We start from the raw sequence: 11602 nt of genomic DNA, 5'->3' as shown, positions 1-11602 counted from the left end.
GGCCATCGCGGCGGCCCCGGGCGGGCGGGCGGATTACGCCGCGCCGAGTTTTTCCAACCGGTAACCGTAACTGTACACGGGCACCAGGCGGAAGCCGTTTTCTGGTTTTAATTGCAATTTGTTGCGCACGCGCGAGACGTGGGTGTCCATGGTGCGGGACGGCACGGCGGTCTCGCGGATCCACACGGCCTCATGGATGTAGGCGCGCGACAGCGGCCGGCCGATGTTGCGGAAAAATAACAGCGCGAGGTAGAACTCTTTGTGGGTGACGTCCAGCACCACGCCATCCATCAGCAAACGACCGGGGCGGGTCTCGAAAACGTATTGACCGAATTGTAATTGTTCGGCGCCGTTCTGGGCGGGATAGGCGCGCCGCAGCAGCGCTTGCACGCGCGCCACCATCTCGCTGCGGCGTAGCGGCTTGATCATGTAATCGTCGGCGCCGGCGGCCAGGCCGGCGACGATATCGTCCTCGCCCGAGCTGGTCGTCAGGAACAGCACGGGGGCGCTGTCGGGCAGCTTTTCACGGGCGCGGCGCATCACTTCGGCGCCGGTCAGATCGACCACCTGCCAGTCGAGTATGAGCATGTCGTAACTGTCCTTGCGCAGCTGCGCCAGCACGTCTTTTGCTGTTTGAAAACTGTGGCAAATGTGGCCGGCGGAGGTCAACACCTGGCAGATCAAGTCGGCCTGGCTGCGGTCGTTGTCGAGTACGGCGATTCTCATACTGCTGCCTGTAGGAAATATATGTTAAAGAGATGTCACGTCAAATATAACAGAGATTCACAAATTTATTGGCAGAAAGGTCAAAATATTTTTCGTGGGACACTAACATTTATCGTTTGTTAATGTAATTTTTGATCGTGCGCGCCCGTTGTGTTATTACACGGTACACTGGAAAAAGCCCGAATTCAATGAAGAAGTTGAAATCCGGAAATAATCTTCAGCTCATCCGGGAGGCGCTGTGGGACTCAAAAACAACACGAACTGGACCTTGGTGCCGGGTACCGAGCGCGACATCGACGCGGTGCGCGAACGCTGCCGGAAATTGGTGCGGCGCCGCGCGATGGTCTCGGCCGGCGTGGCGGCGGTGCCGATTCCCGGCCTGGACGTGATGTCGGACCTGCGCCTGTTCGCGCTGCTGATCGACGACATCAACCACGAGTTCGGCCTGTCCGAGGAGCAGATCGAGCGGCTGCAGCCCAAGTTCAAGCTGATCGCCTACGAGGCGGCGATCGGCGTCGGCGGCATGCTGGTCGGCAAGGTGGTGACGCGGGAAGTGGTGTCGCACGTGCTGCGGCGCACCGGCATGAAAACGGCGGCGCGCCAGGCCGGCAAGATGGTGCCGCTGGCCGGCCAGCTGGCCGCGGCCGGCATCGGCTTCCTGGCGTTCCGCCAGATCGGCTACCAGCACGTGGAAGCCTGCGCCAAGGTGGCGGCCAAGCTGGTGACGGCGGGTGTCGGGCATGACGCCGGGGTGGCGAATCCGGCATAAAAGTGTGTCGCGGGTGTCACGTTGGCGGTGGCGCCAAACCCGCACCGCCAACCGGGGTCGTACCCCGTGCGGGGTGCGACCCCTAAGTGTGACGCTAGCGTATCGCCACATGCGCACGGCTTAAGCGTCGGGCAGCACCACGTTGACGTCCAGCACCTCCAGGTTACCCTGGCGGTCGAGCGAAATCTTGATGTCGTCGGCGTTGACCTTGGTGTACTTCGAGATCACCTCGATCAACTCCTTGTGCAGCGCCGGCAGGAAATCCGGTCCGCTGCGGCCATTGCGCTCGCGCGCGATGATGATCTGCAACCGCTCCTTGGCCGCGGTCGCGGTCTTCTGTTTTTGCGGGAACAGGAAAGAAAGCAGGGCCATGTCACTTGCTCCCAAAAATACGCTGCAGAAGGCCTGGCTTTTCATAGTTGACGAAGCGCAGCGGCAATTCCTCGCCGAGGAAGCGCGACACCACATCCTCGTAGGCTTCCGCGACGTCGGTGCCCTTGAAGTGAATCGCCGGGTTACCCTGGTTTGAAGCGTGCAGCACCGATTCCGATTCCGGGATGATGCCGATCAAAGGAATGCGCAGAATCTCCTGCACGTCTTGGTACGACAGCATTTCGTCCGCTTCCACGCGTTTCGGCGAGTAGCGGGTGATCAGCAGGTGCTCCTTGACCGGCTCGCCGCCGGTCTGGGCGCGGCGGGACTTGGCCTGGATGATGCCGAGGATGCGGTCCGAATCGCGCACCGACGACACTTCCGGATTGGTGACGATGATGGCCTCGTCGGCGAAGGTCAGCGCCATCAGCGCGCCGTGCTCGATGCCGGCCGGCGAATCGCAGATGATGAATTCGAAACCCATGTTGATCAGTTCGTGCAGCACGATCTCGACGCCGTCCTCCGACAGCGCGTCCTTGTCGCGCGTCTGCGAGGCCGGCAGGATGAACAGGTTGTCGCAGTGCTTGTCCTTGATCAGCGCCTGGGTCAGCGACGCTTCCTTGTTAATCACGTTGATCAGGTCGTACACCACGCGGCGTTCGCAACCCATGATCAAGTCCAGGTTGCGCAGGCCGACGTCGAAGTCGATGACGGCGGTCTTGTGGCCGCGCATGGCCAGGCCGGTGGAGAAGCTCGCGCTGGAAGTCGTCTTACCGACGCCGCCCTTGCCGGACGTCACTACAATAATTCTCGCCACAAATAATCCTTTTCAGAGAGATGAACAGCGGGCCACTCAGGCGCGGTTTGCGGAATTGACAGATAGTATATCGATTCGGTCGCCGACCAATCGAATTTGCGCTGGAGAACGCGCGAACTCGGCGGGGAACCCGTCTTCAAAAGTACGGTAAACACCGGCAATTGACACCAATTCCGGCGACATGGTCATCGCGAAGATGCGCGCCTCGGGGTTGCCGGAGGCGCCCGCCAGCGCGCGGCCGTTGAGCGTGTTGTACACATGGATGCTGCCGTCGGCGATGATCTCGGCGCCGTTGTTGACCACCGCCGTGATGATCAGGTCGCAGCCGCGCGCGTAGATGCGCTGGCCGGCCCGCACCGGGGTGTCGATGATCATCACGCCGGCGTTGCCGGGCTGGCCTTCGGCGGCGGGGGCCGGTTTGCCCGCCGTCGGTGCCGGCGCCGGCGCCGCTTTCGCCGGCGCGGCCTTGGCTGGTATGGGGTCCGGCTCGTCGCGCGGCTTGGTCGCCGTTTCCAGGCTCAGGCCGTGGGCGGCGATGGCGGCGGCCATGGCCGGCGGCGCGTTGCGCACGGCGACCGGGTTCAGGCGGTATTTCTTCAGCAGGGCGATGATGCCGGCCCAGTCGATGGGATCGCCACCGGCCGGCAGCGCGGCGACGTCGATCACGGCCAGGTCGTCTTCAAAAAAGTCGGTGGTGCCGCCGGTCATTTCGGCCAGCGCGGCGTCGAGAGCGATGCTGTCGGCGGTCGCCAGGATGGCGGAGACGGCGACGACGGTGGAAATCTTGATTTCTATGGGCTTTTGAAACAGGCTCTTGGACATGGGCGACAGTATGAGAGGTTAACCTCGCGCGCATGCGCAGGCACGAGCATTCTACTGTGGAAAACGGCGGATGGGGAGGGCGCACAGCGTACTGGGCCAGTAAAAATGCGGGATTTGGACCCGCAAAGCGGCCGGGCCCGGGGTCGTACCCCGCCTGGGTACGACCCCGCCGTGCCGGGTCAAATGCACGCGTCAATAAATCGCTTGCTCGGCCCGCAATTGATGTGCGGCGGCCACCATGTTGCGCAGCGCCGTTGCCGTCTCCGCCCAGCCGCGCGTCTTCAGGCCGCAATCCGGATTCACCCAGAGATTGCCGGGCGGAATCACCGCGCTGGCCTTGCGCAGCAGCCGCACCATCTCGGCCTGCCCCGGCACGCGCGGCGAGTGGATGTCGTACACGCCCGGCCCGATCTCGTTCGGATAGCGGAACCGGCCGAAGCCGTTGAGCAGCTCCATGTCCGAGCGGCTGGTCTCGATCGTGATCACGTCGGCGTCCATCGCGGCGATCTGCGGCAGGATGTCGTTGAACTCGGCATAGCACATGTGGGTGTGGATCTGCGTGCCGTCCGCCGCCGCGCCGGCCGAGACGCGGAACGCCCGCGTGGCCCAGTCCAGATACGCGTCCCAGCGGCCGCGGCGCAGCGGCAAGCCTTCGCGCACGGCGGGCTCGTCAATCTGGATGATGCCGATGCCGGCCCGCTGCAGATCCTCCACCTCGTCGCGGATCGCCAGCGCGATGTGCAGCGCGGTGTGCGAGCGCGGCTGGTCGTCGCGCACGAACGACCATTGCAATATAGTGATCGGCCCCGTCAGCATGCCCTTCATCGGCTTGCCGGTCAGGCTTTGCGCGTGGACGGTCCAGTCCACCGTCATCGGCTTAGGACGGCTGACGTCGCCGTAGATGATGGGCGGCTTGACGCAGCGCGAGCCGTACGATTGCACCCAGCCCAGCCGCGTGAAGGCGAAGCCGTCCAGTTGCTCGCCGAAATATTCGACCATGTCGTTGCGCTCGGCCTCGCCGTGCACCAGCACGTCCAGCCCCAACTCCTCTTGCCGGCGCACCGCGTAGGCGATCTCGTCGCGCATGGTGCGTTCGTATTCGGCGGCGCCCAGTTCGCCGCGCTTGAAGCCGGCGCGGGCGGCGCGGATGGCCGCCGTTTGCGGGAACGAGCCGATGGTCGTGGTCGGAAAGTCCGGCAGTTGCAAGCGCGCGCGCTGCACGGCCTGGCGCTGCGCGAACGGCGACGGCCGCCGGTCGGCGTCGTCGCCCAGCGCGGCCAGGCGTTGCTCCACGGCGGGCCGGTGCACGCGCTCGCTGGCGCGGCGGCTTGCCAGCGCGGCGCGCGACTGCGCCAGTGCGTGGTCGACCGCCGCGTCGTGATCGCCTTGCAGCGCCTGCTTCAACACCCGCAGCTCGTCCAGCTTTTCGGTGGCGAAGGCCAGCCAGGATTTGATGTCGGCGTCGAGCGCGGTTTCGGCGGCCAGCGTGAACGGCGCGTGCAGCAGCGAGCACGACGTCGACAGCCACAGCTTGCCGCCGCGCTTGTCGACGATGGGCGCCAGCGTGGCCAGCGCCGCGTCCAGATCGGTGCGCCAGATGTTGCGGCCGTCGACGATGCCGACCGACAGCACCTTGTGCACCGGCAGCCAGTCGGCGATGCTGGCCAGCTCGTGCGCGGCGCGCACGCCGTCCACGTGCAGCCCGGCCACAGGCAGGCGGCAGGCCAGGCTCAGGTTTTCCTCCAGCGGCGAGAAATAAGTCGCCAGCAGCAGCGGCACGCCGACCTGGTTCAACTGCCAGTAGGCGTTCTCGAACGCGCCGCGCCATGCCGACGGCAGGTCCAGGCCCAGGATGGGCTCGTCGATTTGCACCCATTGCACGCCTTGCGCCTTCAGGCGGTCCAGCACCGCGCCGTAGACGGGCAGCAGTTTGTCGAGCAGGTCGAGACGGTTGAAGCCGGCGGTTTTTTCCTTGCCCAGCCACAGGAAGCTCAGCGGCCCGAGCAGTACGGCCTTGACCGCGTGGCCCAGCGCCTGCGCTTCCGCGACCTCGTCGAACAGGCGTTCGCAGGCCAGCGAAAACGCGGTTTCGGGGGTGAATTCCGGCACCAGGTAATGGTAGTTGGTGTCGAACCACTTGGTCATTTCCAGCGCGGCCGAGGCGTGCACGCCGTCGTCGTGGGCGCAGCCGTGGCCGCAATCCGGATGGTCGTCGCGGCCGTCGCCGCGCGCCATGGCGAAATAGCGGCGCAACTGCGATTGGCGGGGATCGAAGCCGTAGCGCGCGGGTTCGCAGCCCAATAACTGCACATGGTTGGCGACGTGGTCGTAGAAGGCGAACTCGCCGACGCTGACGAAGTCCAGTCCGGCCTCCGCTTGCAACGCCCAGTGGCGGGCGCGCAGCGCGCGGCCCACGGCCTCCAGTTCCGCTTCCGGCAAGTCGCCGCGCCAGTACGCCTCGAGCGCGAATTTCAATTCCCGCGCGGCGCCGATGCGTGGAAAGCCCGGAACGTGGGTCTGGATGTGGCTGGCGCCCGCTTTATTCGATGTTGTCATGATCAGTGTCATCCGCATTTAATATTGATGCGATAAAGTTTGCGGCATTCCGGTCTATAATCAAAACGAAAGATTTTGTAGTTTCACATGAAAATTTTTAATAGACCATGCTAGAGATACGCCATTTACGCACCTTGAGCGCGCTGCGTTCGGCGGGCAGCCTGGTGCGCGCCGCCCAGCTGCTCAACCTGACCCAGTCGGCGTTGTCGCATCAAATCAAGTTACTGGAAGATCGCTACGGCGGCCCGCTTTTTGAGCGAAAATCCGTGCCGATCGGCTTTACCGCCACCGGCGCGCGGCTGCTCAAGCTGGCCGATATGCTGCTGCCCGAGATCGAGGCGGCCGAGCGCGAAGTGGCCCGCCTGACCCAGGGTGACACAGGCCAGCTGCGGGTTGCGCTGGAATGCCACACCTGTTTCGACTGGCTGATGCCGGTCATGGACGAGTTCCGCAAACGCTGGCCGGACGTGGAAATCGATTTGGTGTCGGGCTTCCACAGCGAGCCGGCCGAGCTGCTGCGCAGCGGCGCCGCCGATCTGGTCATCGGCTCGCCTTACGGCCCGGATTTCGTCACGTTCCCGCTGTTCCGTTATGAAATCTTGGTCGTCATGGCGCAAAAGCACCGGCTGGCGACGCGGCGCCGCCTGCAGCCGGCCGACTTCCAGGGCGAGACCCTGATCACCTATCCGGTGCCGGAAACGCGCATCGATCTGATCCGCGAAGTGCTGCGGCCGGCGGGCGTCCAGGTCGAGCGCCGCACCGCCGAGCTGACCGTGGCCGTGTTGCAACTGGTCGCCAGCCGCCGCGGCATCGCCGCCCTGCCCAACTGGGCCATCAAGAACTATGTCGACTACGACTACGTCATCGCCAAGCCGGTCGGCGACCACGGCCTGTGGAGCGACTTGTTCGTCTCGGTGCCGGAGGCGCAAAAGCAGAAGGCCTACGTGCTCGATTTCGTCAAAGTGATACGCGAGCAGTGCGCCGCCACGCTCGACGGTATCAGATTATTGTCGTGACAAATAATTATTGTTTCTTCAAAATGTATTGAGGCTGGTCGAATCCAAAGCTTGACCCAAATCAAAGCGTCGCCAAATGTGGCCGCTTACGATTGGTCCGCGACATGGCCAGCCGCTGGCACGGATGCTGCTAGAGAAATACTGGACATTCCTCGCGGCGACGCACAATCGAAACCCCCCACGGCTTGACCGTCGTAGGCGTATTATCGACGTCGCGTAGTCGCTCAATGTTGTTGCTAAACTAAGCCGGCCCTGGCCGGCGTATTGGAGAGTCATATGGATGATGTAGTTATCGTGGCCGCTGGCCGCACCGGTGTGGGTAAATTCGGCGGCAGCCTCGCCAAGATCCCGGCGGCGGACCTGGGCGCGCACGTGATCAAGGGCCTGTTGGCCAAGACCGGCATCGATCCAAGCCAGATCAGCGAAGCGATCCTCGGCCAGGTGCTGACCGCCGGCGTCGGCCAGAATCCGGCCCGCCAGGCCGTCATCAAGTCCGGCCTGCCGAATTCCGTTCCCGGCTTCACCATCAACCACGTGTGCGGCAGCGGTTTGAAGGCCACCCACCTGGCGGCGCAGGCGATTAAATGTGGCGACGCACAAATCGTCATCGCCGGCGGCCAGGAAAACATGAGCGCGTCGCCGCACGCGATGCCCGGCTCGCGCGACGGCTTCCGCATGGGCGAGATCAAAATGGTCGACACCATGATCGTCGATGGCCTGTGGGACGCGTTCAACCAGTACCACATGGGCATCACCGCCGAGAACGTCGCGAAAAAACACGACATCTCGCGCGCCGAGCAGGACGAGTTCGCGCTGCAATCGCAGCTGAAGGCGGAAGCGGCGCAAAAGGAAGGCAAGTTCAAGGACGAGATCCTGCCGCTGGAGATCGCCAATAAAAAAGGCACCACCGTCTTCGACAGCGACGAGTACATCAAGCCCGGCTCGACCCTCGAAGGCCTGGCCGGCCTGCGTCCCGCTTTCAACAAGGAAGGCACCGTCACCGCCGGCAACGCCTCCGGCCTGAACGACGGCGCCGCCGCCGTCATCATGATGTCGGCCAGCAAGGCCAAGGAACTGGGCCTGACCGTGCTGGCCAAGGTCAAGGCCTACGCCTCGTCCGGCCTGGACCCGGCGCTGATGGGCATGGGCCCGGTCTCGGCCAGCCGCCTGTGCCTGAAAAAGGCCGGCTGGACCCCGGACGACCTGGACTTGATGGAAATTAACGAAGCGTTCGCCGCGCAGGCCGTCGCCGTCAACAAGGAAATGGGCTGGGACACCAGCAAGATCAACGTCAACGGCGGCGCCATCGCCATCGGCCACCCGATCGGCGCGTCCGGCGCCCGCATCCTGGTCACCCTGATCCACGAAATGATCCGTCGCGACGCCAAGAAAGGCCTGGCCTCGCTGTGCATCGGCGGCGGCATGGGCGTGGCGCTGGCGATCGAGCGTCCGTAACAGCAACAATTAACGCCGCCTCCGCGGTCGCGGGGCGGTCCGCGAACTTTGGTGTCATCGAAGTTTGGTATCAACTACGAAGAGGGGACAATTATGGCAAGAGTTGCATTGGTAACCGGCGGCATGGGCGGCCTGGGCGAGGCGGTGTGTTTCAAACTGTCCGCGCTGGGCTATAACGTGGTGACGACGTATTCCCCTGGCAATCCCAAGGTCGAACAGTGGCTCGCCACGACCCGCGACCAGGGCTTCAACTTCCGCGCCTATCCGTGCGACGTGGCGGATTACGACTCGGCACAGGCCTGCGTGGCCGCCATCGAAAAGGACATCGGTCCGATCGACGTGCTGGTCAACAACGCCGGCATCACCCGCGACATGACGTTCAAGAAGATGGACAAGCCGAACTGGGACGCCGTCATGGCCACCAACCTGGACTCCGTGTTCAACATGACCAAGCCGGTGTGCGACGGCATGGTCGATCGCGGCTGGGGCCGTATCATCAACATTTCGTCGGTCAACGGCCAGAAGGGCGCCTTCGGCCAGACCAACTACTCGGCGGCCAAGGCCGGCATGCACGGCTTCACCAAGGCGCTGGCGCTGGAAGTGGCGCGCAAGGGCGTGACCGTCAACACCATCTCGCCGGGCTACATCGGCACCAAGATGGTCATGGAGATCCCGCAGGAAGTGCTCGACACCAAGATCATTCCGCAAATTCCGATGGCGCGCCTGGGCAAGCCGGAAGAAGTGGCCGGCCTGGTGGCCTACCTGTCGTCGGACGAGGCGGCTTTCGTCACCGGCGCCAACATCGCCATCAACGGCGGCCAGCACATGTCGTAAGCCAAGACTTAATCGGCGGCATGCAAAAAAAAGCCAGGATCGTTCGCGATCCTGGCTTTTTTCGCGGCGAAGTCCTTTCCAGCTTTACTGCGGGAAGGCGAAGGCGCCTATAAAAGCGCTGTCGGGCGCGGACAGACCGACGACGCTGGTCGGCACGGTGGTGGCTGTGAGCGTGCTGGCGTTGTTGACCAGTGTGGCCTTTTTGCCGGCGCCTACATACAGACGATCGTTGGCCGGATCAAATGCCAGTCGAACGGAAACCTGGAAATAAGCCGGCGCGCTGACCGCCAGCGTCATCGCAGGTGTGCGAGTCGAGGTGGCGACCGTCGCCGTTCCCGCAGCCGATCCGGCGGCGCTGGCATTTTCCACTACAGCAATGCCGCGGTCTTTGACGCCAAAGTAGAGTCGGTCGCGAACGCTATCGATCGCCATTGTATCAACCATACCTATCGGATTCACGATGATCTCTCTCGGATCAGCACTCGTTGTCTGAACGGTCAGCGTATCCAAGTTTGAATAGGCATAGATAAAGGCCTGCCCTCTGGCGACGTAAAGAATCGATCGTTTGAAATCAATTGCAAAAGTAAGCGCTCGTACATTGAGGACGCGGTCCGGGGTAACCGTTCCGTTCAATTTGCTCGCGTTATTGAAGACGAAAAGATCACCGCGACTAGTGTTCGCATAAAGAATATCGCGCTCTTTATCTAACGCAAGACCGAGCAGGCTTATATAGGATTCCATTGCTGGGACGATGGTGCGGCTAGGCTTGATGTTTCCGTCCAACGCGCTGGCGTGGTCGAAGACGACGATGGAGTTCCCCGCTTGCGAAGGAATGCCGGCCGACATGTAGAGCCAGTCCTTCTGCCCATCATATGCCAAACCCTCCCCGGCTCTCTGCGGCATATTGAACACCTTAGCCGCCAGATTAGAGTTCGCCGCTGGGTTGAGCGTGTTGACCGCCGCGAGGACTTGATTGTTAATATCGGTCACGAAAAGCATGTTCTTGTTGCCGACAGGCGCGGTCGTTGCGGCAGGCGCGCTGGATTCGCCGCCTCCGCCTCCGCCGCAAGAGATGAGACAAGTGGCCACAAGCACCGCGAGGGTGCGCAAAAGGATGCGATTCATGAATAGTTTCTTAAAGTTAAGTATAGTTTCCGAATTATATCACGGTGCATTTTTGAATAATAAATTTCGCAACATAGCGATGGCCTGTTTTTTCGTACAATCCGCTATCGATGTTTTCAAAGGATAGCCATGTTTGACCCGACCTCGCCCCTGTTCCCGCCCATCCTGCCGATCCGGCACGGCATGCTGGCGGTCGACGACCTGCACACCATCTACTGGGAAGAGGTCGGCAATCCGGAGGGCATTCCTGTCATCTTCCTGCACGGCGGCCCCGGCGCCGGCCTGTCGCCGCAGCACCGCCGCTTCTTCGATCCGGAACGGTACCGCGTGATCCTGTTCGACCAGCGCGGCGCCGGCAAGTCGCTGCCGCTGGGCGAGTGCCGCAACAACACCACCCAGCTGCTGATCGACGACATCGAACGCCTGCGCGCGCTGTTCGGCATCGAGCAGTGGCTGGTGTTCGGCGGCTCGTGGGGTTCGACGCTGGCGCTGGCGTACGGCCAGGCGCATCCCGCGCGCTGCCTCGGCTTCGTGCTGCGCGGGATCTTCCTGTGCACGCAGGCGGAAATCGACTGGTTCCTGCATGGCGCCCAGTGGTTCCACCCGGAGGTGTACCAGGAGTTCGTCGGGCCGATCCCGCCGGCGGAGCGCGCCGACCTGCTCAAGGCCTACGTCGACCGCATCATGAGCGACGATCCCGCCGTCCACATGCCGGCGGTGCGCGCGTGGAGCCGCTTCGAGGGACGCCGCGTGTTCCTGCTGCCGCAGCCGGACGAACCGCCGTCGGACACGCTCGACCTGGGCGTGGGCCGCCTCGAATCGCACTACATGGCCAACCTGGGCTTCTTCGGCGAGGACCAGCTGATACGCGACATCGGCCGCATCGCCCACCTGCCGGCGGTGATCGTGCAGGGCCGCTACGACGTGATTTGCCCGCCGTTGTCGGCCTGGCGCCTGCAGCAGGCGTGGCCCGGCGCGGTGATGCACGTGGTGCCGGACGCCGGCCACGGCGCGATGGAAAAGGGTATCGCGCGCGCGCTGGTCGGCGCCACCGAACAGTTCAAGCGTGAGCGCGCGTTTGCATAAACAACGCACGTTCGGTCGGGAATC

Annotated in this window: 11 protein-coding genes; 5 read left to right on the top strand and 6 right to left on the bottom strand. The window is 63.3% G+C overall.

What is annotated here, in order from left to right; all coding sequences use genetic code 11:
- Positions 1–33 precede the first annotated feature (33 nt).
- Entirely contained in the window at positions 34–726 is a 693-nt protein-coding gene (locus tag JOD97_RS18505; protein ID WP_090323982.1) for a response regulator transcription factor, read from the bottom strand.
- A 238-nt stretch (positions 727–964) separates the two neighbouring features.
- On the opposite strand from JOD97_RS18505, the gene JOD97_RS18500 reads away from it, so the two are divergent.
- Positions 965–1495, top strand: a complete 531-nt coding sequence (locus JOD97_RS18500) for a hypothetical protein (RefSeq protein WP_209721293.1) — start codon at positions 965–967, stop codon at positions 1493–1495.
- Positions 1496–1615: 120 nt separating this feature from the next.
- Here the strand turns inward: JOD97_RS18500 and minE are convergent, their stop codons facing one another.
- From minE to metE, 4 genes are all read right to left on the bottom strand, one after another.
- Positions 1616–1867: a cell division topological specificity factor MinE gene (gene minE, locus JOD97_RS18495; protein ID WP_090323978.1), complete on the bottom strand. Its 252-nt coding sequence runs from the start codon at positions 1865–1867 to the stop codon at positions 1616–1618.
- 1 nt (position 1868) lies between these two features.
- Positions 1869–2684: a septum site-determining protein MinD gene (gene minD / locus JOD97_RS18490; protein WP_209721290.1), complete on the bottom strand. Its 816-nt coding sequence runs from the start codon at positions 2682–2684 to the stop codon at positions 1869–1871.
- A 36-nt stretch (positions 2685–2720) separates the two neighbouring features.
- On the bottom strand, positions 2721–3506 hold the full coding sequence (gene minC / locus JOD97_RS18485; RefSeq protein WP_209721287.1) for a septum site-determining protein MinC: 786 nt from the start codon (positions 3504–3506) through the stop codon (positions 2721–2723).
- 192 nt (positions 3507–3698) lie between these two features.
- Entirely contained in the window at positions 3699–6062 is a 2364-nt protein-coding gene (gene metE / locus JOD97_RS18480) for a 5-methyltetrahydropteroyltriglutamate--homocysteine S-methyltransferase (RefSeq protein WP_209721284.1), read from the bottom strand.
- A 107-nt stretch (positions 6063–6169) separates the two neighbouring features.
- Here metE and JOD97_RS18475 point away from each other — a divergent pair, with 107 nt between their 5' ends.
- The 3 genes from JOD97_RS18475 to phbB all read left to right on the top strand — a co-directional run bounded on the left by JOD97_RS18475 (position 6170) and on the right by phbB (position 9367).
- Positions 6170–7078: a LysR family transcriptional regulator gene (locus JOD97_RS18475; protein ID WP_209721281.1), complete on the top strand. Its 909-nt coding sequence runs from the start codon at positions 6170–6172 to the stop codon at positions 7076–7078.
- A 276-nt stretch (positions 7079–7354) separates the two neighbouring features.
- The gene (locus tag JOD97_RS18470; RefSeq protein WP_209721278.1) at positions 7355–8533 is read left to right on the top strand and encodes an acetyl-CoA C-acetyltransferase; all 1179 of its coding nucleotides are present in this window, start codon (positions 7355–7357) and stop codon (positions 8531–8533) included.
- 93 nt (positions 8534–8626) lie between these two features.
- Entirely contained in the window at positions 8627–9367 is a 741-nt protein-coding gene (gene phbB / locus JOD97_RS18465; protein ID WP_209721275.1) for an acetoacetyl-CoA reductase, read from the top strand.
- An 84-nt stretch (positions 9368–9451) separates the two neighbouring features.
- Here phbB and JOD97_RS18460 read toward each other — a convergent pair whose 3' ends face one another.
- A complete protein-coding gene (locus JOD97_RS18460; protein WP_209721271.1) occupies positions 9452–10492 on the bottom strand; it encodes a hypothetical protein in 1041 nt (346 codons plus the stop codon).
- A 129-nt stretch (positions 10493–10621) separates the two neighbouring features.
- Here JOD97_RS18460 and pip point away from each other — a divergent pair, with 129 nt between their 5' ends.
- The gene (pip, locus tag JOD97_RS18455) at positions 10622–11578 is read left to right on the top strand and encodes a prolyl aminopeptidase (RefSeq protein WP_209721268.1); all 957 of its coding nucleotides are present in this window, start codon (positions 10622–10624) and stop codon (positions 11576–11578) included.
- Positions 11579–11602: the final 24 nt, after the last annotated feature.

Origin of the sequence: Duganella sp. 1411 (assembly GCF_017833525.1) — a bacterium.
Classification (GTDB): Bacteria; Pseudomonadota; Gammaproteobacteria; order Burkholderiales; family Burkholderiaceae_D; genus Rugamonas.
The sequence above is the reverse complement of the archived record's forward strand: the minus strand, read 5'-3'. Positions and strand labels throughout refer to the sequence as shown.